Origin of the sequence: Mycobacterium sp. OAS707 (assembly GCF_014873705.1) — a bacterium.
Lineage (GTDB): Bacteria > Actinomycetota > Actinomycetes > Mycobacteriales > Mycobacteriaceae > Mycobacterium.
Window position 1 is genome coordinate 442,220 of sequence record NZ_JADBDS010000005.1, and the last position, 21,784, is coordinate 464,003.

Here is a 21,784-nt window from a genome sequence, read left to right on the forward strand (position 1 = left end):
GGTGCGTTCTCCTGTCGGATCGTCAACGGACTTGGTAGATTTCGAGCTCCTCTGAGCGCAGCGTCAAGCCGTGCCCGCTGCGCGTGGCATCCAGGCGCATCATCCCGTCCAGCGGCAGCACCGACCCCTCGAAATACAGCATTTCGATGCGGGCGTGGTCGTGAAACCACTCCAGGTGGCGCAGATTCGGGGTGGCCAGCGCGACCGGGGCGTGCAGGTGCGGTGCGCAGTGCCCAGAGATCTGCAACCCGTAGGCCGCCGCGACGGCCGCGGCGTGCAGCCAGCCGGTGATGCCCCCGCAGCGCGAGGCGTCTGCCTGAAGGCAGTCCACCGCGCCGGCTTCACACATCCGGCGGAAATAGTAAGGGTCATAACCATATTCGCCGGCCGCGACGTCGGCGCGCACCGCGGCGCGCACTTGGGCCAGGCCTTCCAGGTCATCGCTGGAGACTGGTTCTTCCAACCAGCGCACATCCAGATCGGCGGCCTGGTTCATCACCCGCACCGCTTGTTTGCGGCCGTAGCCGCCGTTGGCGTCGACGTAGAGTTCAACGTCATCGCCGATGACATCACGGGCTTGGGCCATGCGCGCCAGGTCGCGGTCCACCCGGGCGCCCCACGATTCGCCGATCTTGATCTTGACCCGGGGGATGCCCAGCTCTTTGGCCCAGGCGGTGAGCTGCTCGCGCAGCTGGCCGGCGTCATAGGTGGTGAATCCACCGCTGCCGTACACCGGCACCGCGTCCCGCACCGCGCCGATCAGATGGTGCAGCGGAACCTGCAGAACGCGCGCCTTGAGGTCCCACAACGCGACATCGACCGCTGAAATCGCTTGCCCGCCGACACCGCCGCGCCCTATGTTGCGGATCGCCTTGACCATCGCATCAAAGCAGCCCGCGACGTCGAAAACGCTGCGCCCCTCCACCGTTTCGGCCAGCAGCTCATTGATGATGTCGACACACGCTGGGCTGCCGTAGGTCCAGCCAAGGCCGATGACGTCGGCCCACCGTGCTTGCGCGACGATCAGTGTGGTGTTGTCCCAGGCGATGGTCCCGTCGGCTTCGGGCGCATCGGTGGGAATGGTGTAGGCGGTGGCCGACACGTCGGCGACATGGGCGGCCGAGGCGGCCAGCGTGCTGGTGGACATGGCAGCACACCCCTTCTAGCTGTTTTTGTGCGGCAGGAATTCTTGGGCTTTGGTTTTGATGCCTTCCTTGATGAATCCCCACCGGTCCTCGTCACCTTCGAGTACCGCAGTCGCCGCGGCCTTGAACTGCTCGAAGGTGGCGTGCGGCGGGATGGGCGGCATGTCGGGGTCGGTGCGCACGTCGAGCACGGTGGGCCGGTCGGCGGTCAGGGCCGCACGCCACGCGTCGGCCAGCTCGTCGGGATCTTTGATCGCGGCGGCGTTGAAACCCAGGCTGGCTGCGAAACCGGCGAAGTCGACGTCGGGAAGCGCTTGGGATTCCACGAATTTGGGGGAGCCGGCCATTGCACGCATCTCCCAGGTGACTTGGTTGAGATCGTTGTTGTGTAGGACCGCCACGATCAGCCGCGGATCGGACCACTGCTGCCAATAGTGTTTAACGGTGATCAGCTCGGCCATGCCGTTCATCTGCATGGCGCCATCGCCGACGAACGCGATCACCGGCCTCTCGGGGTGGCCGAACTTCGCGCCGATCGCATAGGGCACGCCGGGACCCATGGTCGCCAGGTTTCCTGACAGCGACCCGCGCATGTTGCCGCGGAACCTTAGTTGGCGGGCATACCAATTGGCCGACGATCCTGAGTCGGCGGTGACGATCGCGTTGTCGGGCAACTGCGGGGACAGCTCGGCGAACAACCGTAGCGGGTTGACTGGGTCGGCGCTGACCATGGCTTCCATGTGCATGGTCTCCCACCACCGGGTCACGTTGTCTTCGATCTGCTCACGCCAGGACCGGTCGGTTTTGCTTTGCAGCCGCGGAATCAGGGCTTGCAGGGCTGATGTGGCGTCGGCGACGATGTTGACCTCGTAGGGGTAACGCATGCCGATCATCTTTGGATCGACGTCGATCTGCACGGCGCGGGCTTGATCGAATTGCGGCAAGAACTGGGTGTAGGGGAAACTGGAGCCCACGGTCAGCAGCGTGTCGCAATCGCGCATCAGCTCATAGCTGGGCCTGGTGCCAAGCAGCCCGATCGAGCCGGTGACCCAGGGCAATTCATCGGAGAGCACGTCCTTGCCGAGCAGCGGCTTGGCCACACCGGCGCCCAGAAGGTCGGCCACCTCGCTGACTTCGGCCGCAGCGCCGCGCGCGCCGCTGCCGACCAGCATCGCGACTTTCGTGCCGGCGTTGAGGATGTCGGCGGCCTTGGCGATCGCGGCGTCGTCGGGGTCGATGCCCGGCCAGTCGATGCCCAAGCTGGAGGGCACCATTTTGAACGCGTGGGTGGGCGGGCTGTAGGGCAGCTCCTGAACATCGGAGGGAATGACGATCGCGGTGGGGGCGCGCTGAGCCAGCGCGATGCGGATCGCGCGGTCGATCACGTTGGGCAATTGTTCGGCCACGGTGACCATTTGGACGTAATCGCTGGCCACATCCTTGAACAGGCTGAGCAGATCGACTTCCTGCTGATAGGAACCACCCATGGCGCTGCGGCTGGTCTGTCCCACGATCGCGACCACCGGAACGTGATCCAGTTTGGCGTCATACAGGCCGTTGAGCAGATGGATCGCGCCCGGTCCTGAGGTGGCCATGCAGACGGCGAACCCTCCGGTGAATTTGGCGTAGCCGACCGCCTCGAACGCCGCCATCTCCTCGTGGCGGGCCTGGATGAACTGCGGGTCGTCCTCGGCGCGGCCCCAGGCGGCTAGGATGCCGTTGATCCCGTCACCGGGGAAGGCGAACACATGACGTACGCCCCAGTCGCGAAGCCGCTCCAGCAGATAGTCGGCGACATCCTTACTCGACATGGTGAATTCCTCCTACCCGCGGTGTTCGCGGGTTGATCTCTCAATCGTGGTTGTGAGGCAACAGTTGCTTAGGGGCACGCACTCGCGCCCTGGGTGACACGACGCGCCACGTGTAAACCCGCTGTGGATGATCGGACCCGCGGCGGGGGCCGCCTGACCCCACCTCGGACAGATCTCCGTCCCGTTCATCACGCTCAACCACCCGCGGTTGCCCGGTGCTGCTGTGCTTGGGCCCATCCGGCGGCCGCAAGTGAGCTGGCCACAGCGGCGTCGCCCAAGGCGGCGCGACGGCGGCGGTCATCAACGGCGGCCAGCCCCAGCATGGAGGTGGCGTGCAACGCGTCAACGACGCTGCCCAGCCGCAGGATCAGGGGTCGGGCCGAGGCGGCGAGCACTGCGGCCTGAAGGAGGTGTCGGGCCCCCAGGATGCGCACCACCAGCCGCGCCCGCGAGTCCAGTCGCAGGCCCCACAGCAGACCTGGAATCCATTGCGGCACCAGCAGATAAGTTGCGCCCACGACGGCGCGCAGGACTGTCAGCGCTCTCATCGGCGCATCATCCATCCGGTCACGCCGGCCGCGGCGGCGACCGCGCCGGCCGCCACACCGCCGAGGACGCCATGGTGTTGAGACGCCCACAGCTGGTAGCTGCGGCTGGTCGACTTGTCGTCGAAAATGCCGTGGGCGCCGAAGTCGCGGCCGGCCTCGCCGTCGGCGGGCTCGAACAGGTTGGCCGGCTGATCGGCCGGACGGGGCTGGTTGGTCTGCTGGGATTTGTAGCCGGTGCGCGCCAGGTAGCGGTCCAGCAGGCCGGGGGCGAACTTGTTGGCGATCAGCGTGCCCATGGTGGTGCCGCCGACCCAGTATTCGCGGCGGCGCGGGTGATCGGCGGCGTAAACCACCGCGCGCGCGGCGACCTCGGGCTGATAGATCGGCGGTACCGGCTGGGCTTGGTTGGGTAGCTTTGACAGCACCCAGGAAAACTGCGGGGTGTTGACCGCGGGCATCTGCACCATCGTGACGTGGACGTTGCTGCGGTCGTGCAGCAGTTCGCAGCGCAGCGACTCGTTGAAGCCCTGGATCGCGTGCTTGGCGCCGCAATACGGGCTTTGCAGCGGGATGCCGCGATAGGCCAGCGCCGAGCCCACCTGGACGATGGTGCCGCGGTCACGGGGACGCATGCGGCGCAGCGCCGACATGGTGGCATACGCATAGCCCAGGTAGGTGACCTCGGTGACTCGTTTGAATTCCTCGGGGCTGACTTCGGTGAAGGGAGCGAACACTGAGGTGAAGGCCACGTTGATCCACACGTCGATGGGGCCGAACCGCTCCTCGACGTCGGCGGCGGCCTGTTCGACCTGATCGGCGTCGGCGGTGTCGACCGAAAGCGACAACGCCTTTCCTCCGGCGGTTTCCACGTCGTGGGCGGCGCCGGCGAGTCCCTTCTCGCCGCGGGCCAGCAGGCCGATGCTCGCGCCGCGCGCCCCGAAAGCCCGCGCCGTGGCGCGCCCGATGCCGCCGCTGGCCCCGGTGATGACCACGACTTGGCCTTCTCGTCCTGAGCTTGTGTTCACCGTTCACCTTCCTGCATGGCAATGATTGCGTCTGAGCACCTTTCTCAAAGACCGCGGAGGACACCGCAGTGCCCCGGCGGCGTGCCATCGAAGTAATTGCCCGAACCACTGTCCGCTATCCCTGTGGGTGTGCTGAGGGTTTGTCTGCCGGGCAGGTGCTCATGGTGTCGGGCTTGGCGCGGGGCAGGCTTCCACCGGCACCGGCATGGTGATGGGTCCGGCTTGGCCGAAATGGAAAGTGACGTCAGCGGCCATGGCGGGCCTGACCGACTCTTTTACCCCTTGCATGGTCACCTGCATGTCGCCGCGGGGCTGAAGTGTGGCATTGGGCTCGGTGTCGGGCTGTCCTGCGGCGATGGTCGCCTTCGCTGGAATGACAATGGGCAGTGGCGGGGAGACCGACACGTTGTCGGCGCCGGCGGTGGTGATGTCGAGTAGCCGTTCGTCTTGGGTTGGTCGACTGTTGGTGATGGTGAACGTCAGCTGCGCGGTGTCGCCGACCTGGATTGCGCAGTGCCCGGGTACGAATCGCGGCACGATGTAGGCGTTGATGACCGAGGTGTCAGTGGTGTGTGATTCCGAGCCCCGGTTTGATGACCGGTTATGCGCGTCGTCGTGACATGCAGTGGCCAGGCCCGCGAGCAGCGCCAGCACGGCGGCCAAGACAATCGGCCGCGCGGCGCCGCACCGGCCGTTGGTGAGACGGGGTTTTGGGGGCACAACCGTGGGACGGTGCGACGGTGGACGTGGGCTCATGCTGAGGGGTTCCCAACGCGGCGCGCGCCCATACCGGTGAGCGTCAACTATCGCACTGTGAAGAGACCTGCCCGCCAAGCCGTGGTGGCCGAGTGGCTCGGCTGCGCTATCGGGCGGCCTGGACCCGGCTTAGGCGCAGTCGACACAGATGAGGGGCGCCGTCGCTGCTGTGCCTCTGACGCGATCGGTGCTGGATCAGAAAAGCAGGCGGTGCAGATGAATTCGTCCCGCTGCTGGGGAAACCCTCGCACTGACAGCGCTTCACCGGACAAGTCGGCTCCGGGCAGCTCGAAGGATCTGCCTCGTCGATGTCGAGCACATCGGGGGGTTCGGCGGCGGCCCGCGAACGCAGCTCCTCGAGCGATTCGTGGAGCGCCTCATCGTCGACCTCACGCACGGGGCGCGCGTCAAAATCTCTTTTCAACACCGGGCCTGACCGCCTCGCGCCTGCACCGAAGAGGCCAGCGCCTGAGGCTAGAACCGCTCACCGTTAACGCTGAGCCGGCTGATTCGCTCATCGATGACTTCAACGCGCAGTACCTGATCCACCATCACGTCGCCTCTCGGCGGCGCTGACTGAAAGCGCGTGGCGGACCACATCTTTCGGTTTCCCCAAGGCGCTGAGACAGTCGTGTACCGCATTCGGGCGATCAGGGTCGTTTCGCGGCGCACAGCGCCGAAGACACTGGACGAACATTGTGCATGCGGTCGCCGACGCTGGGGGCCGGACGCTGCGGCGGTGTTAGGGTCCAACTCGGCGCGTCGAATCCCAGGTGCTGACCGCCCAGATCACAATGACGTCCAGCGCGATAACTACCAGACTCCACACCGGGTAGTAGGGCAGCCACAAGAACATCACCACAATCGAGATCGCGGCCATGACGATCGCGGCGGCGCGAGCCCAACCGGCCCCGACGAACAGCCCGATGGCCACCGCACCGAGCAGCACTCCCACCACTATGTGCACCCATCCCCACCCGGTGGTGTTGAACTTGTAGATGTAGTGCGGGCCGATTACCAGTAATTCGTCATTGACCAGGGCCGAGATTCCTTGCAGGACGGTCAGAACGCCGCAGGTCAACAGGAGCGCCCCGGTAGCCAGGGAAGCGCCGGCCGCCGCGGCCTGGGTGACTTCACGGTCGGTAACGTCATGATGGTTCGCCGAAGTGGTTTGAGTCATGGGTCCTCATTAACCCCGAACCGCCGCCGGTTATACCGACTTTCCGTACCGCCCTGCGGCATGTGCCGTTGCATAGATTAGTGGAGGTGCGGCTCACCTGGAGGCGGGGCTGAGGTCTTGTTCGTGGCGGCGCGCGTCGGTCGTGGTGCGGCTGCCCGCGAGGTTGCGTGCGGTGTTGATCAATCCGACCATGGAGAACGCCTGTGGGGTGTTGCCGATCTGGCGGTGCTGTTGGGTGTCGTATTCCTCGCTGAGCAGCCCGACATCGTTGCGCAGCGCCAGTAGGCGCTCGAACAGTTCGGTGGCCTGCTGGACGCGTCCGATCCCGGCCAGCGCGTCGGCCAGCCAGAAGCTGCACGCCAGGAAGACGCCTTCCCCGCCGGGCAGGCCGTCGTTGCTTTCCTGCGGGCGGTAACGCAGCACGAAACCGTCACTGCACAACTGGTTTTGGATCGCGTCGATGGTGCCGATGACGCGGTCATCGTCGTAGGGCAAAAACCCCACCCGGGGGATCAACAGCAGCGCGGCGTCGAGTTGATCAGAACCGTAGGCTTGGGTGAAGGTGTTGTGCTCGGCGTTGTAGCCGTTGGTGCACACGTCGTGGTGAATCTGATCGCGCAGGTGACGCCATTTGTCCAGCGGCCCGTCGAGGTGGTGGTGTTGCACGGTGCGTACAGCGCGGTCCACACCGGCCCACGCCATCACCTTGGAGTGCACGAATTGCCGTGCAGGGCCACGGATTTCCCACAGGCTTTTATCGGGGTCACGCCAATGGCCTTCCAGGAAGTCCAGCAGGGCTTGTTGGACATCCCAGGCCGTGTCGTTGAGTTCCATCCCGGATTCTCGGGCCAGGTGCAGCCCGTCGAGTACCTCGCCCCACACGTCGAGTTGAAACTGTTGTGCCGCGGCGTTGCCGACCCGCACCGGCTTGGATCCTTCATAGCCGCCCAGCCAGGGCAGTTCTTGTTCGGGCAGCCGGCGCGCGCCGTCCAGGCCGTACATGATCTGCAGCTTGGAGGGGTCACCGGCCACCGCGCGCACCAGCCATTCGCGCCACGCTTTGGCTTCGGAGACGAAGCCGGTGCCCAGCAGCGCCTGCAGCGTGAAGGTGGCATCGCGTAGCCAGCAGTAGCGGTAGTCCCAATTGCGGGGGCCACCGAGCTGCTCAGGCAGCGACGTGGTGGCCGCGGCGACGATGCCCCCGGTGGGGGCATAGGTCAATGCCTTTAGCACCAGCAGCGAGCGGCGCACTTCCTGTTTCCACGGCCCGTCGTATTTGCAGGCTGAAATCCAGTCGCGCCAATACTTTTCGGTCTCTTTGAGCGACTGATCGGCGTCGACGATTTTCGGTCGCGGCTGCCACGACGGTCCGTAGGTCAACACGAATGGGATGCGCTGGCCGGCGTCGACCTCGAACTGGGCGACGGTGGTGAAATCCTGGCCGTGCAGCTGAACCGGGGTGCGTAACCAGACCGCGTCCGGGCCCGCGATAGCGGTCAGGTCCTGGCCGTCGCGGCGCACCCACGGTATGTCGTGGCCATAGTCGAAGCGCAGCCGCAGCATCATCTGCATCGGCACCCGCCCGCGCACGCCTTCCACGACGCGCACCACGTCGGGGGCCTGTACGCGCGGGGGCATGGTGTCGATCACCCGGACCGTGCCCTCGTCGGTGTCCCACTCGGTTTCCAAAACCAGCGAGTCGTCTCGGTAGTGGCGCCGCGTGGCCGGCCCGCCATGCGCTGGCCTCAGCTGCCAGGTGCCGGCCGCCTCGCCGCCCAGCAGGGCGGCGAAACAGGCCGGGGAATCGAAGCGGGGCAGGCACAGCCAGTCGATAGCGCCGGTGCGCGACACCAGCGCGGCCGAATGCAAATCACCCAGCAAGGCATAGTCTTCGATGCGGGCCATCGCTAGCTCGATTCCTCCAGGGTGATGACGACTTTGACGTCCTCGGGGTCGGCGGTGAACGCGTCGGTCGCCTGGCTCAGCGGCACCCGGCGGGTGATCAGGCTGGCCAGCCACGGCTGATCTGCTTTGGCCAGCGCGTCGGCAGCCTGCCGGTAGTGGCGCAGGTTGGCGTTGACCGAACCGACGACTGCGTCGTTTTCCAGCACGATGTCGCGATTGAGGCCGCCGGCATCCACGGTGAGGTTGCGCCCCGCCGGGGACACGCCGGTCAACGCGACGATGCCGTAGGAGCCGGTGACGGCCATCGCGTCAAAGACCAGCGCGCCCACCCCGGTGGCTTCGATGACGATGTCGGGGCGGATCTTTCCGACCGCCTCCTCGATGCTGCTGTGGTGGTAGGTGGCCTGCAAAGCCGCCACGATGGAGGGTTTAGGCCCGGTGGTGACCCGGTCGAGCACGTGGACCTCCAGTCCGTGCTGGACGCCGAGCAGCGCGGCCAGCAGGCCGATGGGGCCGGCGCCGGTGACCAGCGCGGTGTGCGGCTCAAACCAGGACCGCTGCCCGATGCGATACACCTGCTCCCAGGCTTTGGCCACCACCGTGGTGGGCTCCATCAGCATGCCGACATCTTCGAGTCGGTCGTCGAGCTTGACCGCGTAGTCGGCTTCCACACACCAGATTTGGCTGCCGTAACCGTCGATCTGTTTGATGCCGCGTTCGGTGTACTGGCCGTTGCGGCACATGTCGAATTCGCCGCGCGCACATGCCCCGCACGGCACCGGGTCGGGTCGGCGCACCACCCCGACGACGAGATCGCCTTCGGTGAAGTCGCTGTGTGGTGGTGCGCTGAGCACCCGGCCCAACGACTCGTGTCCGAGCACCAGCCGGTCGAGCCCGGGCGGCGCCCACCCGTACTGGCCGGCGGCGATCTCCTTGTCGGTGCCGCACACCCCGATTGCTACGCCGGCCACCTGCAACTCGCCGGGACCGGCGGCCGGTTCGTCGATGTCCTCGACGGCAAGCGAATCAGCCTGCCCTGGTTGCACTGTCAACGCCAGCATGCCCACCTCCGTACCCACCGCGCGCCCCGCTCACTCCAGGACGCGACCGGTGCGCTGTTGCCGCTGGCCGCCCGGGCCGATCCCGTCCGCACCCGCACCTCCACCGCGTGGGTCAACGACGTTCGATGTCGATGGATAACTACCCCGCACGGGCGCCGCCGATACCCGACACCGTGCAGTACTCGGGCCGGTGCACACCTTGGGGCACCGCGGTGCCGCCGCGCCGGCCCTGTTGCCGCTCCGCAATGATTGTGGCCCCACAACGGGTTATCAGCCTGCTTGCGGCTACCCGGTGTGCGTATAACCGCTGCGAGGTGGGGGAAAGTGTTGATCGGCCGTTGACGGCTGCCCGTCGCTGTTTGGAGATCGTGATGACCGCCGAAGCACCTGCTGCCACCCTGGTGGCGCGCCGCCCGTACCCGCAGCGCCTGAACCCTAAAGGCAGTTTGGTGTACAAGCTGGTCTCCACCACCGATCACAAGTTGATCGGGGTGATGTATCTGGTTACCTGCTTTGGTTTCTTTTTTCTCGCCGGATTGATGGCGCTGTTGATCCGCACCGAATTGGCCGCACCCGGTATGCAGTTCTTGTCCACTGAGCAGTACAACCAGTTGTTCACCATGCACGGCACCATCATGTTGCTGTTCTACGCGACACCGGTGGTGTTCGGTTTCGCCAATTGTGTGCTGCCGCTGCACATCGGGGCGCCCGACGTGGCGTTCCCGCGCCTGAATGCGCTGTCCTACTGGCTGTTCTTGTTCGGCGGATTGATCGCCACCGCCGGGTTCATCACTCCCAGCGGCGCCGCGCACTTCGGCTGGACCGGTTACACCCCCCTCTCGGATGCCGTACACAGTCCCGGTCCGGGCGCCGACCTATGGATCATGGGTCTGATCGTCGGCGGGCTGGGCACCATTTTGGGTGCGGTCAACATGATCACGACAGTGGTGTGCCTGCGTGCACCGGGGATGACGATGTTCCGGATGCCCATCTTCACGTGGAACATTCTGGTCACCTCGATCCTGGTGCTGATCGCGTTTCCGTTGTTGACCGCGGCGCTGTTCGGGCTGGCCGCCGATCGCCATCTCGGCGCCCACATCTATGACGCCGCCAACGGCGGAGCGATTCTCTGGCAGCACTTGTTCTGGTTTTTCGGTCATCCCGAGGTCTACATTGTCGCGTTGCCGTTCTTCGGGATCGTGACCGAAATCTTTCCGGTGTTCTCCCGAAAGCCGGTGTTCGGTTACACCATGCTGGTGTACGCCACGATCGGCATCGCGGTGCTGTCGGTGGCGGTGTGGGCGCATCACATGTTCGCCACCGGCGCTGTGCTGCTGCCGTTTTTCTCGTTGATGACGTATCTGATCGCCGTACCCACCGGGATCAAGTTCTTCAATTGGATCGGCACGATGTGGAAGGGCCAGTTGACATTTGAGTCCCCGATGCTGTTCTCGATCGGTTTCCTGGTGACCTTTTTGCTAGGCGGCCTGACCGGGATCTTATTGGCCAGCCCACCGCTGGACTTCCACGTCACCGACACCTATTTCGTGGTGGCGCACTTTCACTATGTGCTGTTCGGCACGATCGTGTTCGCCACCTTCGCCGGGGTGTATTTCTGGTTTCCGAAGATGACCGGCCGCCTACTGGACGAACGGCTGGGAAAACTGCACTTCTGGTTGACGTTGATCGGCTTTCACACCACGTTTTTGGTGCAGCACTGGCTGGGAGATATGGGGATGCCGCGCCGCTACGCCGATTACCTGCCCAGCGACGGGTTCCAGCCGCTCAACGTGGTCTCCTCCATCGGGGCATTCACCCTGGGTGTCTCGATGCTGCCGTTCGTGTGGAATGTGTTCAAAAGCTGGCGCTACGGCGAGCCGGTGACCGTTGACGATCCGTGGGGGTTCGGCAACTCGCTGGAGTGGGCCACCAGCTGCCCACCGCCGCGGCACAACTTCACAGAGCTGCCCAGAATCCGTTCAGAACGGCCCGCTTTCGAGCTGCATTACCCCCACATGCGCCAGCGGATGCGGCGAGAGCTCTATATCGGCGCGCACCCGTTCAACGATCCCGGCATGGGCCAGCAGCGCGACCGGACCCCGCCCGAGGCCGGCAGCGCTGAATCCGATAACGCCAGCCCCGCAGAACATTCCGGCTCCGCCTCCGCGCCGCACCGTGAGCACTGACTGCGGCTCCGAATCCGCCTATCTAGGGTCTACGTGGCGGTTTCAGCACACCGCGACGAGACGAAAAGCGGTGGTCGTCGGTGTTGGCCGACCGTGGTCTGTGACGCAGTAGGCGCTTCCGCTGACGATCAGCTGCGGTCCTGACCGGCCGGCCTCAGCCTGCCCGACACCACCCCTCCAATAGTCACCCGTGAAGCCCTCGACGTCGCGAATTTTGACCACAGCGGTTCGATGATGTCGCCGTTGATGCGCAGCACCACGGTGAGTGTCGGCGTGCCGGTCGCCGCTGGGTGGCGATGAGATTCACCGGGCTGCGACCGACGCCCGCTCAACACTCCCGGCCGCTGCCAGGTGCCCGGCGTGCCCACAGTGCTCGTCGGATCCACGCGCAGCCACGGCCTGGCGCGGCGAAAGGGGTGCACAGCGACAGGCACAGCCCGGGGTCGCCCACCCGCGGCCGTACGTTGAGCTGATGTCGCACCCAGAACAGCAGCAACGAAGCCACCCCCAGCGGTGTTCAGGCTCGGCGCTTGGGGGGTTTGGCCGCTACTACCAGCACGGTGCCCAGTACAACCGCGGCAGCCAGGTAGACCGCGGCTTTGAATGATCCGTCCGGATTGGCCATGGCGGTGATGGTGTGCGAGAGCATGTCGTCGGCCTTGCTGCCCGTGGTGTGCAGTATCCGTTTTCGGGCGGCGCGGGTATCGGCTGCCAGGCGGCCCTTAACATCGAGGCGGGCGCTGAGCGCAGCCACCGTGTCACGAAGTTCCGCGCGGGTGTGTTCAATGTCGGACTCCAGATCATCGATGCCGGTCTGTGGCGCTGGGCCCGCTGACCGTGCAGCGTGGCTGCTGTGCGGACGCTGCGGATGATCTGTGCCCTCTTCGGGTGGCGGCCATGGCCATGTCCACGAGTTTCTCGGTTGCTCGTCGGGGCTTTGCACCCAGTCGGCATCCAGGGTCGACGGGGGTGGCGGCGACACGGCGGGGTCGGTGTCAGCGTCGTGTTCCACGGCTAGGGCTCCGGTGTGGGTTCGGCCTCGGCGGGCTTGTGCGGCGTCGGCTCGTCCTCTCCGTCACCGGGTTGTCGCTCCCAGCGGGTTGCGGTGCCCTGTGGCGGCGGGCTTGTCAGGTAGCCGTCGTCAGCGGGATCAGTTGCGGTGCGCTGCATCATTCCTCCTGGTGTGGCTGCTAAGGAGATTCCCCGCTGCCCCGCGCGCCATACCCCGCCAATCCGATCACCCTGCGCCACCGCCGAATCGATACCGGTGAGCCCACCCGCCTGATCGGGTCAGCCGGCACGAGGAGTCGCTTTGCCGGTCGGGGGTTACATCACAGCACAACCGTCGTTATCGGCGTGTGGGGCCGGCGTCGATGAGGGCATGAAATGCGGCATGCTGATCAAGGCGGGCATCCATGCGGGCCGCCCACTTAACGATTGCCTCATACCTTCCGTCGACCCGCGCGCGCTGCAGACGCATGTAGGCCCGATAGATGCGCCGGTGCAGCAGCGCGTCGCTCGCCGCCGACCACCGCCGGCAGCGATCAGCGTTTGGCCCTCGCGGTCTTTCGGCAGGCCCGACGGGGACTGCCCGGATGAGAGTCCGAAGTGATGTACCCATGCGGATGACGCCGTTTCTTCGCAGCAATAGTTGCTCACATGCACACAAGGAATTTCCCACCGCGGCAGTGCTATTCATCACAGCCGCCCCTTACAGCGGCAGAGGGGTCGCCAGCGAATCGCGAACCGCCATGAAAGCACCACTGAACTCACGCTGATCATTACGGCAACTCCCAGGCGGTCATCCGATCGGTTGTTCAGCTGCTGCGCGACCCGACAGTGCCGCTGACCCGCTGCTGGCCATCGCGGACAAACCACATTTGTCTGCGTGCCCGTATGGCTGGCGCGCCCATTTAGTCCTCACGGTGGCGACCCGTTGGTCACCGCGGCCATCGCCGCGTTATCGCTGCTACTACCGATGCGGGCGTGAGCGCTCATCGGCGCCGTCGCGCTGTTCGCTGCGGTGCTGGGTCGGCATGTTCGCGCGTCGATCGGCCACGACGGCCTTGACCGCTGCCGCCTACAAGCTTCGCCCGTATCAGCGCTGATGTTCGCGCCGTCACAGAACCGCTCCGCAGCGGCACCTAGTCGCCGGGTTGGGCCGACCAGGATTCCACCACATGCGTGGTGGCCCAGACCTGGCCGACCCGCCGGTGGGCTGCGGGGAAGTTAGTGGGCTGCGGCATTGATAAGCAATTTCTGACCCTCAGCTCAGCCCCTCTTCAGCACGCCCGGGTTGGCTGGTCTGTAGGTGCCGGTGTAGCGATCTCCCAGGGCCGGTCCAACACCCCCCGGCCACCACGCGCCGAGGGCCATGGGCCGGACCTCGACGCACAACAGCGGCTGCCGTCACCAGTGGGCTGATTCAGTCGAGCAACAGTTGCTGGCGATCAACGGCACCGCGCGCTACTCTGGGAGACAGACCGGTCTGTATCTCAGCGAGGGTCGCGTCGCCCAAGCGGCGTGTTCGTGGCGCGCGAAGGAAGTGTTGAGCAGACAACCGCAGGAAGGCGGTCGGCGACGATGATCGATACGACGGGGCCACACAACGCGATAGCCGAGGGCCGCGACGACGACTATTCGCAGGTTGAGCAGTGGTTTGACCAACTGGCTGGTGCCGGATCTGAGGAGGAGCAGCGCCGCTGGCGCTGCCGGATCGTGTCGTGTTGCATGCCGTTGGCCGACCACATCGCCTACCGTTTCGTTGGACGTGGTGAACCGGCCGAGGACCTGGTACAGGTGGCGCGGCTGGGTCTGGTCAAAGCTGTCGATCGGTACCGGCCGGGCGCGGGACGTTTCCTGGCGTTTGCCGTGCCGACGATTTTGGGGGATTTGCGTCGTCATTTCCGTGACTGCACATGGGGCATGCATGTGCCCCGTAGCGTCAAAGAGACCCACCGGCGGATGCGGTCGGCGATCGACCCGCTGTCGCAGCGCCTGGGCCGCGCCCCGACCGCCACCGAGCTGGCCGCCGAACTGGGTGTGCAGCGCAGCGAGGTAGTGGCCTGCATACAAGCCGCCTATGCGTACCGTCCGATGTCCCTGGACGGCGCGCTGAGCCATTGCGACGACGGCGAGCAGCCGCCGCTCTCTGAGCGGCACGGCGCCATCGATGAGGGCTTTGAGCGCATCGATGACGGGTTGACCGTGGCCGCGCTGGTCAGCGAGCTCTGCGAACGGGAGCGGACCATCCTGGCCATGAGGTTTGAGGAGTGCCTGACCCAAACACAGATCGCCCAGCGTCTGGGCATTTCCCAAGTCCACGTGTCGCGCCTGCTCGGACTCATCCTCGACCATCTCCGGGACCGGCTGGCCGAGGAGCCACCGATCTCCATGGATACCCGCCTGTCACAGCACGGCGACATCACCCCCCTACCGGTGCACCGCGAACGGGACAACGTTTACGCATAAGTCGTTGGGGCCGCTCAGCAATCAGGATGGCTGGCGCTGCGAGAGGCGACGCAGACCTGCTCACGGCCGTCTGCGTCAGGCCGGCCAGCCGAGCGCGCGGCGTGTTAACGGTAGTGCTCGATCAGCCAGGCGCCCATGGTCTTGGCGCGTTGGGCGGCTCGCAGGTCCCCTTCGGCGGCCGAGACGATGCTGCCCTTCATCAAGATGTTGAAGTCGCAGGAGAATTCTTTCGGGTCTTTGAGGCCGGCCAGCTGGGCGCGCTCACAGACGATTTGGCGGATGTTGTCCAAGTGGCGGATACAGGCCTGGCCGAGCGCGCCCTCGGTGCCCATCTCGAAGAGCACCTTGATGAACGAGCAGGCCTCGTAGTCACCCTCGTTGTGGAACCACTCGTCGAAGACATCCAGGATGGCAAGAATCTGGCCTTCTGGATCGGCGGCACGTTCGCGCGATCGTCGTTCCACGATATCGATCGTCCACTGCGATTCGCGCTCGTCGAGGAACGCCAGCACCAGATCGTCTTTGGAAGGAAAATGACGGTAGAGCGTCGCTTTGGCTACGCCGGCGCGCTCGACAACCTCATCGACGCCGACGTCACGGATGCCGCGGCGGGTGAACAGCTCGTAGGCGGTGCCCACGATGCGCTCGCGCGCGTTGGGCGTTTGTGTGTCAACCATTTTGGTGTTTTCCCTGTCGGTTCAAGGCCTCCTTATTGTACCCCCGATACAGACCCGTCTGTTTACTATTCGGTTTGGACCGGGCAGGCCGATCTGTTGTCGCGATAGCGAAGGAGGTCGGCCATGCATGACAATTTCGACGGAGTAGGAGCCCGCGCCCGCACGGCGCCGTGACCGCCCCGCGATCCTCGGCGTTGGATCGCTCCGGCGCCGTGTCCATGGACGAATTCGCCGATGCTGATCGGCTTTTCGATCAACTGCGGGCCGCCAGCGACGAGCAGGAGCGTCGCCGGTGCCGGGCAGCCATCGTGACACGATTCCTGCCGCTGGCCGATCGCATCGCTTTTCGGTTCGTGGGCCGTGGTGAGCCCAGCGACGATCTGCAACAGGTGGCCAGACTGGCTTTGGTTAAGACGGTGGATCGCTTCGATCCGGCCAAGGGCCCGTTTATGGCATTGGCGGTGCCGACCATACTGGGCGACGTTCGTCGCCATTTCCGCGACAACACCTGGACAGCGCATGTGCCGCGCCGGGTCAAAGAGACCAATCGCCGGGTGCGCGCCACCATTGATCCGCTGTCGCAGCGGCTGGGCCGGGCACCGACAGCCACCGAGTTGGCTGCCGAACTCGATGTCGCGCGCGAGGATGTTGTGCAATCGGTGGGGGCGGCCTACGCGTATCGGCCCGCGTCGTTGGACACCGCGCCGCTGGGCGCCGACCCCGACCAGGGGCACGCCACGGCTACTCTCGGTGTCGAGGAGCAGGGCTTCAGCCGGGTCGAGGACGCCATCACGGTGGCATCGCTGGTCTGTGAACTCTCCGGGCGGGAGCGTGAAATCGTCCACTTGCGGTTTTGTGAGTGCCTAACCCAGACACAGATTGCCGCACGGCTGGGTCTCTCACAGGTGCATGTATCGCGACTGCTCTCGACGATCCTGGATCAGATGCGCGCACGGCTGGGAAGCGAAAAGCTCAGCAGCCACCCGCCTTACCGCTTGACCGGCTGCGCGAACGAGATTCGGCCGGCCGGTGGTACTCGCGGCAATGGTCGCGAAACCCGATGCGGTGAGAGCGCGAAGATCGGAGCTGCCCAACACAGTTGAGCACCGACTGCCACAACGACCCCGGCCCGGGTAACGCCCCGCGGCAGCCCGGCAATCATTTGCGCGAGTCAATTAATGCGGGCATGATCCCGGCATGACGTCTGCGAGCCGTCGTTCTGCTGAGACCAAAGTTTCCACCGAACAGGTCGATGCGGTCATGCGTTCGTGTCGCGCCTTGGTCGGCATTGCCGCGGCCTCGATCGCCGCGGTCGACGACGTGGTGACCGTTCCCCAACTTCGGGTGCTGGTGATGCTGTCCACCCGCGGGCCGCTGAACATGCTGGCGATAGCCGATGAGCTCAAGGTGAGCGCGTCCAACGCCAGCCGCATCTGTCAGCGTCTGCTACAAGCCGGCCTGCTGGACCGGCGCGAGGATCCCGTCGATCGCCGCAATGTGACCGTGCGCCTCACCGCCCAGGGACGTGCGCTGGTGAATCGGGTGATCAGGCACCGGCGCACCGCGATCGGGCGTGTGCTGCGCAAGCTCAGCCCCCAAGAACGCCAACAGATCGCCGATGCACTCGATCGGTTCGCGGTCGCCGCAGGTGAACCCGCCGACGAGCACCACCACACCACGTTGATCTCCCTGCAGAGCGTGTAAGCCCCGGGCGGCCCCAATGAGCGAGCCACCCTGTTAGTGCACGGTAGCGACAAGCCGTTCTGCGGCAGAGCATTCCGGATCGATAACGAGTGCATAGCCGCAATGGTTGCGGGGAATTAACTAGTTGTCGGCCCGATCCGGCCGGCCACCACGAGGGTGGCTGAACGTTCGACCGATGCAGCAGGAGGCACGATGGGGATCCCCACAGGCTGTGCGGTTAACGCCGGCAAACCCTCTCCCAGTGGCATCAACGGATTTGGCCAAGCGTTCATCGGTGATGTCGTGGTCCTGCGCCCGCAGCTGTACCGTCGCGCGCTCGGCATGACCGCAAATCGCCACGATGCCGAAGACCTGGTGCAGGACACGTTGTTTCGGGCCTGCATCGGGTTCGGCAGCTTTGAACCGGGCACCAATTTGGCGGCCTGGCTGCATCGAATCATGACCAACTCCTACATCAACGGTTATCGCAAGCTGCAGCGCCAGCCGCCGACCTGCTCCATCGATCTGCTCGGCGATCACCGGATGGCGGCGGTGACACGCGATCGGAGTCGTTCGGCCGAGGAGCAGGCCATCGACAACCTCACCGACGCCCGCATCGTGGCGACGATGCGCCGGTTACCGGCGCAGATGGCCGAGGCCGTGTTCTATGCCGACGTGGCCGGGCTGCGCCGACGTCACATCGCCCAGATCACCGGCGCCCCGCCGGGCACGGTGATGACCCGGCTGCACCGAGGGCGCCACCAGCTTCGCGTGCTGCTGGCCGATGTCGGCGACGAAAGGGGATGGCGGGCCAGGAACCCGTCGACAGCCGCACGGCCGCGCACAGCCACGTCGGCGAATATATGTCGCGGCAAGGCGAAAGGACTTGTCGGACAAGAGAAAGGAATAAGAAAGGACGCGAGATGAGCACTTCCATTGAGCAGCATCCCGACATCTTGGCGTTACGCGCCGGCTACGAACGGGCCGCTGAATCGGCCACCGCGCAGGCAACATTCGGCCTGACGCTGCTGACAGCGGTGTATGCCGCGCTGTCGCCATGGATCGTTGGGTTCAACATGTCGGAACCTCGACTTGCGGTCAACGATCTGATCGTCGGCCTGACCGTCGCGGTATTGGCGCTGGGCTTTGCCTCAGCACTGGACCGCACCCACGGTATCACCTGGACACTGCCGCTGTTTGGGGTGTGGACGATTATCTGTCCCTGGATCCTGCGGGGCGTGGACCCATCCGCGGGCATGATTTGGTCGAACGTGGTCGCCGGCGCACTGATCACGATATTCGGTCTGGCCGCACCATATCTGGGGATGCGCGGCCGAAGCCTGGCTGCACGCTAAGTCAGTAGGTGCTGCGTCCGGTCAGGTACTCCTGACCGGACGCAGCACCATGAAAGCGCGCCTGTTACGGGTAAGGCGCCCAACATCGGGGCGGCGCGCACTTCCGGGAGAGATTCAATCCGATCAGCCGCGCGCGGGCGCTGCAGACTCGCCTCGATCAACCGGGCAGCTTTTGGCAATCGCTGCCCATCCGTATAAAAGTGTGGTCACCGCGCTGAGGAGGGCGCATCGCCACTGTCCTCGGCGGGCGGGCTGGTGTGAGCGCTTACGAGGGCAGCGCGCGATGCGCTGAGTGTTGGCAATGAGGACATGAACGCGCCGGTCCACTGTGCAACGTGAGGTGACGACACGACTGGCACCGAACCAGATAGAGCCCGCCCAGCATGCCGACCAACCCGAGATAGAGGGCGGCGGTCGTGAAAAGCCCTACGATCACTAAGAAAAATGCCGTGATGAGCTCCGGCTGCGACATCCACTCCACCTCCAATCGCGACTATCCATACCCTCATTATCTTACCGCAATCATTGCTGTATAGCACGTAATGTATTGAACGCTGGGCGCCGCGATGCCCTGAGGTGGTCAGCGCCTTTGCCGCGGCTTGTTCGGCCACCCCTTGGGTGAGAAATCGAGCGGGATTCTATGGGGGCCACGGTCTTGCGGCTGCGATACGATGGCAGCGGCAACGGGACAAGCTCGGCTGCATCTGTGCTCCGATGCAAGCAGACAAGCGGGTGCAGCCCCGTCGTTGAAACGACAGCGGCGAGCCGGTTTTCGCCGCTCCACAGCGTCGGCGGATCGCGTGTCGCTGTGCGGTGGCGCCGCAGGGTTCGTCGCTGTCGAATGTCGTTATTTTTCATCCGCCGCAGCGGCTGCCGGCGCGTCGCTGGCGGGCGAGGCTGGTGGCGTATACATCAGCCGCGCACTTGGGGCGTGAGCCAGACCGATAACCCCGGCCGCGATCAGCAGCACCGCGACGGCCAGGGCCGATAGCGAACCCGGTGTGGTGGATATCGGCGCGTCGAACGCCAGGAGACCGGCTACCAGAGCGACCATGGGGTTGGCCACGTTGATCGCAGCCACTTCCGGGGGCAGCGCGCCGCTGGCGAAGGCCAACTGGCCCAGCAGCAGCCCGCACAGCGTGCACAGCGCTAGGGTGTATCCCGGCCAGTCCCGCGCGGTTGCCGCAACGCCGGCGACGGTGAGGTCGTGAATGGTCATCTTGATGAACACCGCATTCATGGCATGACACACCCCGGCGCCGGCGCCGAGCAACATGCTCGCCACCCATGAAGTGGCGCGCCGACCGACCGCCACCAGCAGCACCACCAACGCTGCGGTGCAAACCGTTGCCCACAGGACCTGAGCGCGTTTGGGTGCGCCGATCAACGGTGGCTGGCCTTCGGTGGTCAACAGCACCACCAGCCCGGCGCACACGGCCAGCGCGCTCAACCAGTCCAGGGCCCGGGGCCACCGGCGCTGCTCGGCAGAGGCCAGCCCGACGGCAAACAGCAGCTGAGCCGACATCAGCGGTTGCACCGTGGCCACCGACCCCATCTTCAGCGCCGCCGCTTGCGCGATCCAGCCGCACAGGTTGGCCGCCCAGCCGCGCAGCCAAGTACGGCTGCGCGGCAGTGCATGCAGGAGCCGGCGTAACCCTCTGCGCTCCATCACGATAGAGGTGTCCCCGCCGGTGGCCAACCGCGCTGCGCGCTGCTGCAGAAACGCCGACAGCGCGAACAGGAAGGCCGCCGTCACACCCACGGCCGACGCCCCGATCACCCCGGCCCTTCCCAGTGCCAGTCGTCGTCGGCCATTGTCAAATCTGGGCGGCGGTCTGGCTGGCCGTCGAGCAGCAGCGATTCGGTCACCCGCAGCCCCCACCGCCCCCGCGGTTCGATCACCTGAGGGTGTGCGTCGTCGGTGACGGGTGCGAGTGGTGTTGCGTTGCGGGGCTCATCTGGCTGTCGTGCCCGTTCAAGTGTGGGGATCTGTCACCAAGGAAATACCCCCAGCCACCCGAACTGATACCCGAGGGTGCAGGGTCCAGCCGTCGCGTCCCTACGGGCGGGTTGGCCTGGCCGCGCGTCGCGTTGCCGCTTGCCGGCCTGTGCTCATAGCGACGACGCAGCGCCCGTGCTGTGGTGGTGCACCATTGAGGTGATGGGCACTTTGACGGTGATGACACTGAACATTTGGAATGTCCGCCAGTGGGAGCACCGCCGAGACGCGGTGGTGCAGTGGGTCAATGAGGTAGCGCCCGATGTGCTGGCACTACAGGAAGCCGTGCGCATGGATGGCTTTTGTCAAGCGTCCTGGATTGCCGAACAGACCGGCATGGCGGCGGTTTTTGGCGCGGCGGGCAGCTACTCGGGCGCGGAATTCGGCAACGCCGTGCTGAGCCGGTTTCCTGTCACCCGGTCGCATTGTCGATCGCTCGAGCAGGCTTCCACCCGTGACGTACCCCGAGCGATCCTTACCGTCGAAGTCCAGGCCTACGGGCGAGCGGTCAGTGTGTCCTCGACACATCTGTCCTATCGATTTGACGAGGGCTGGGTCCGCGAACGCCAGGTCCAAGACATCGCCGACGTTGTCGAGCAGTTCTCCAGCAGCGATTTCCCGACGATCGTGTGCGGCGACTTCAACGCCGTTGCGGCCGCCACAGAAGTGCGGTTCCTCAAGGGTCTGCACGCCCTGGATGGCCGCAGTTGTCACCTATGGGATGCCTTCGAGGTCATGCACCCACACGAGTCCGGTTTCACCTGGAGCAATGTCAACCCGTACGCCGCCGAGGACCAAAACCCCGACCGGCGAATCGATTACATCTTCGCCGGAGCCCGCACTGGTGGCGGGGCCGGCCGGATCATCGAGGCCCGCCTGGTCTGCGACCAGCCGCGCCACGGCGTGTGGCCCAGCGATCACTTCGGTGTCGCCGCAGTGCTGTCCTGCCCGGCCCGTTCCTGATCCCCATCGCGCGGCGTCG

21 protein-coding genes and 1 pseudogene are annotated in these 21,784 nt (G+C 65.4%); 7 read left to right on the forward strand and 15 right to left on the reverse strand.

The features are described from left to right. Window positions 1–22: 22 nt before the first annotated feature. The 9 genes and pseudogenes from GGC64_RS30645 to GGC64_RS30685 form a co-directional block, all read right to left on the reverse strand. Window positions 23–1,147: an enolase C-terminal domain-like protein gene (locus GGC64_RS30645; RefSeq protein ID WP_192726334.1), complete on the reverse strand. Its 1,125-nt coding sequence runs from the start codon at window positions 1,145–1,147 to the stop codon at window positions 23–25. A 15-nt stretch (window positions 1,148–1,162) separates the two neighbouring features. Beyond that, window positions 1,163–2,956 carry a thiamine pyrophosphate-requiring protein gene (locus GGC64_RS30650; protein WP_192726335.1) on the reverse strand — a complete coding sequence of 598 codons (1,794 nt, stop codon included), beginning with the start codon at window positions 2,954–2,956 and terminating at the stop codon, window positions 1,163–1,165. A 194-nt stretch (window positions 2,957–3,150) separates the two neighbouring features. Then, entirely contained in the window at window positions 3,151–3,504 is a 354-nt protein-coding gene (locus GGC64_RS30655) for a hypothetical protein (protein WP_192726336.1), read from the reverse strand. Further along, entirely contained in the window at window positions 3,501–4,529 is a 1,029-nt protein-coding gene (locus GGC64_RS30660; protein WP_370582424.1) for an SDR family oxidoreductase, read from the reverse strand. Before GGC64_RS30660 ends, GGC64_RS30655 begins: the two co-directional genes overlap by 4 nt. Window positions 4,530–4,688: 159 nt before the next feature. After that, on the reverse strand, window positions 4,689–5,249 hold the full coding sequence (locus tag GGC64_RS30665) for a hypothetical protein (RefSeq protein ID WP_192726337.1): 561 nt from the start codon (window positions 5,247–5,249) through the stop codon (window positions 4,689–4,691). 165 nt (window positions 5,250–5,414) lie between these two features. After that, a pseudogene (locus GGC64_RS30670) lies at window positions 5,415–5,709 on the reverse strand (DUF4193 family protein). 318 nt (window positions 5,710–6,027) lie between these two features. Then, the gene (locus tag GGC64_RS30675; protein WP_192726338.1) at window positions 6,028–6,465 is read right to left on the reverse strand and encodes a hypothetical protein; all 438 of its coding nucleotides are present in this window, start codon (window positions 6,463–6,465) and stop codon (window positions 6,028–6,030) included. Window positions 6,466–6,558: 93 nt separating this feature from the next. Then, on the reverse strand, window positions 6,559–8,370 hold the full coding sequence (locus GGC64_RS30680; protein ID WP_192726339.1) for a glycoside hydrolase family 15 protein: 1,812 nt from the start codon (window positions 8,368–8,370) through the stop codon (window positions 6,559–6,561). A gap of 2 nt (window positions 8,371–8,372) precedes the next feature. Further along, window positions 8,373–9,431: a glucose 1-dehydrogenase gene (locus GGC64_RS30685; protein ID WP_192726340.1), complete on the reverse strand. Its 1,059-nt coding sequence runs from the start codon at window positions 9,429–9,431 to the stop codon at window positions 8,373–8,375. A 371-nt stretch (window positions 9,432–9,802) separates the two neighbouring features. Between GGC64_RS30685 and ctaD the strand changes: the two genes are divergently transcribed. Further along, window positions 9,803–11,617, forward strand: a complete 1,815-nt coding sequence (ctaD, locus tag GGC64_RS30690) for a cytochrome c oxidase subunit I (protein WP_192726341.1) — start codon at window positions 9,803–9,805, stop codon at window positions 11,615–11,617. 42 nt (window positions 11,618–11,659) lie between these two features. Here the strand turns inward: ctaD and GGC64_RS35405 are convergent, their stop codons facing one another. The 3 genes from GGC64_RS35405 to GGC64_RS30705 all read right to left on the reverse strand — a co-directional run bounded on the left by GGC64_RS35405 (window position 11,660) and on the right by GGC64_RS30705 (window position 12,787). Continuing rightward, window positions 11,660–11,839, reverse strand: coding sequence for a lipoprotein LpqH (locus GGC64_RS35405; RefSeq protein ID WP_192726342.1), 180 nt, complete (start codon window positions 11,837–11,839; stop codon window positions 11,660–11,662). A gap of 295 nt (window positions 11,840–12,134) precedes the next feature. Beyond that, on the reverse strand, window positions 12,135–12,629 hold the full coding sequence (locus tag GGC64_RS35410; RefSeq protein ID WP_370582426.1) for a DUF3618 domain-containing protein: 495 nt from the start codon (window positions 12,627–12,629) through the stop codon (window positions 12,135–12,137). 2 nt (window positions 12,630–12,631) lie between these two features. Further along, window positions 12,632–12,787, reverse strand: coding sequence for a hypothetical protein (locus tag GGC64_RS30705; protein ID WP_192726343.1), 156 nt, complete (start codon window positions 12,785–12,787; stop codon window positions 12,632–12,634). A 1,413-nt stretch (window positions 12,788–14,200) separates the two neighbouring features. Here GGC64_RS30705 and GGC64_RS30710 point away from each other — a divergent pair. After that, window positions 14,201–15,088, forward strand: coding sequence for a SigB/SigF/SigG family RNA polymerase sigma factor (locus GGC64_RS30710; RefSeq protein ID WP_192726344.1), 888 nt, complete (start codon window positions 14,201–14,203; stop codon window positions 15,086–15,088). A gap of 104 nt (window positions 15,089–15,192) precedes the next feature. Here GGC64_RS30710 and GGC64_RS30715 read toward each other — a convergent pair whose 3' ends face one another. Then, a complete protein-coding gene (locus tag GGC64_RS30715; protein WP_192726345.1) occupies window positions 15,193–15,765 on the reverse strand; it encodes a TetR/AcrR family transcriptional regulator in 573 nt (190 codons plus the stop codon). Window positions 15,766–15,935: 170 nt separating this feature from the next. Between GGC64_RS30715 and GGC64_RS30720 the strand changes: the two genes are divergently transcribed. The 4 genes from GGC64_RS30720 to GGC64_RS30735 all read left to right on the forward strand — a co-directional run bounded on the left by GGC64_RS30720 (window position 15,936) and on the right by GGC64_RS30735 (window position 18,803). Then, complete coding sequence (locus GGC64_RS30720; RefSeq protein WP_370582427.1) at window positions 15,936–16,868, forward strand: sigma-70 family RNA polymerase sigma factor; 933 nt, start codon at window positions 15,936–15,938, stop codon at window positions 16,866–16,868. A gap of 94 nt (window positions 16,869–16,962) precedes the next feature. Next, complete coding sequence (locus GGC64_RS30725) at window positions 16,963–17,469, forward strand: MarR family winged helix-turn-helix transcriptional regulator (RefSeq protein WP_192726346.1); 507 nt, start codon at window positions 16,963–16,965, stop codon at window positions 17,467–17,469. Window positions 17,470–17,661: 192 nt separating this feature from the next. Continuing rightward, the gene (locus tag GGC64_RS30730) at window positions 17,662–18,375 is read left to right on the forward strand and encodes a sigma-70 family RNA polymerase sigma factor (protein WP_192726347.1); all 714 of its coding nucleotides are present in this window, start codon (window positions 17,662–17,664) and stop codon (window positions 18,373–18,375) included. After that, window positions 18,372–18,803 (forward strand): SPW repeat protein, encoded by a 432-nt coding sequence (locus GGC64_RS30735; protein WP_192726348.1) that lies wholly within the window; start codon window positions 18,372–18,374, stop codon window positions 18,801–18,803. Before GGC64_RS30730 ends, GGC64_RS30735 begins: the two co-directional genes overlap by 4 nt. 847 nt (window positions 18,804–19,650) lie before the next feature. Here the strand turns inward: GGC64_RS30735 and GGC64_RS30740 are convergent. Together GGC64_RS30740 and GGC64_RS35095 are read right to left on the reverse strand one after the other, a co-directional pair. Beyond that, a complete protein-coding gene (locus GGC64_RS30740) occupies window positions 19,651–20,583 on the reverse strand; it encodes a DMT family transporter (RefSeq protein WP_192726349.1) in 933 nt (310 codons plus the stop codon). Continuing rightward, window positions 20,580–20,705, reverse strand: a complete 126-nt coding sequence (locus GGC64_RS35095) for a hypothetical protein (RefSeq protein WP_255529009.1) — start codon at window positions 20,703–20,705, stop codon at window positions 20,580–20,582. The genes GGC64_RS30740 and GGC64_RS35095 overlap by 4 nt, the downstream gene beginning before the upstream one ends. A gap of 259 nt (window positions 20,706–20,964) precedes the next feature. Here GGC64_RS35095 and GGC64_RS30745 point away from each other — a divergent pair, with 259 nt between their 5' ends. Next, complete coding sequence (locus GGC64_RS30745) at window positions 20,965–21,765, forward strand: endonuclease/exonuclease/phosphatase family protein (protein ID WP_192726350.1); 801 nt, start codon at window positions 20,965–20,967, stop codon at window positions 21,763–21,765. Window positions 21,766–21,784 lie beyond the last annotated feature (19 nt).

Excerpts from the sequence above, each read along its gene's own strand:
- GGC64_RS30645 (WP_192726334.1), bottom strand. The coding sequence starts at position 1,147 with ATGTCCACCAGCACGCTGGCCGCCTCGGCCGCCCATGTCGCCGACGTG.
- GGC64_RS30650 (WP_192726335.1), bottom strand. The coding sequence starts at position 2,956 with ATGTCGAGTAAGGATGTCGCCGACTATCTGCTGGAGCGGCTTCGCGAC.
- GGC64_RS30655 (WP_192726336.1), bottom strand. The coding sequence starts at position 3,504 with ATGAGAGCGCTGACAGTCCTGCGCGCCGTCGTGGGCGCAACTTATCTG.
- GGC64_RS30675 (WP_192726338.1), bottom strand. The coding sequence starts at position 6,465 with ATGACTCAAACCACTTCGGCGAACCATCATGACGTTACCGACCGTGAA.
- GGC64_RS30680 (WP_192726339.1), bottom strand. The coding sequence starts at position 8,370 with ATGGCCCGCATCGAAGACTATGCCTTGCTGGGTGATTTGCATTCGGCC.
- GGC64_RS30685 (WP_192726340.1), bottom strand. The coding sequence starts at position 9,431 with ATGCTGGCGTTGACAGTGCAACCAGGGCAGGCTGATTCGCTTGCCGTC.
- ctaD (WP_192726341.1), top strand. The coding sequence starts at position 9,803 with ATGACCGCCGAAGCACCTGCTGCCACCCTGGTGGCGCGCCGCCCGTAC.
- GGC64_RS30705 (WP_192726343.1), bottom strand. The coding sequence starts at position 12,787 with ATGCAGCGCACCGCAACTGATCCCGCTGACGACGGCTACCTGACAAGC.
- GGC64_RS30710 (WP_192726344.1), top strand. The coding sequence starts at position 14,201 with ATGATCGATACGACGGGGCCACACAACGCGATAGCCGAGGGCCGCGAC.
- GGC64_RS30715 (WP_192726345.1), bottom strand. The coding sequence starts at position 15,765 with ATGGTTGACACACAAACGCCCAACGCGCGCGAGCGCATCGTGGGCACC.
- GGC64_RS30725 (WP_192726346.1), top strand. The coding sequence starts at position 16,963 with ATGACGTCTGCGAGCCGTCGTTCTGCTGAGACCAAAGTTTCCACCGAA.
- GGC64_RS30730 (WP_192726347.1), top strand. The coding sequence starts at position 17,662 with ATGGGGATCCCCACAGGCTGTGCGGTTAACGCCGGCAAACCCTCTCCC.
- GGC64_RS30735 (WP_192726348.1), top strand. The coding sequence starts at position 18,372 with ATGAGCACTTCCATTGAGCAGCATCCCGACATCTTGGCGTTACGCGCC.
- GGC64_RS30745 (WP_192726350.1), top strand. The coding sequence starts at position 20,965 with ATGGGCACTTTGACGGTGATGACACTGAACATTTGGAATGTCCGCCAG.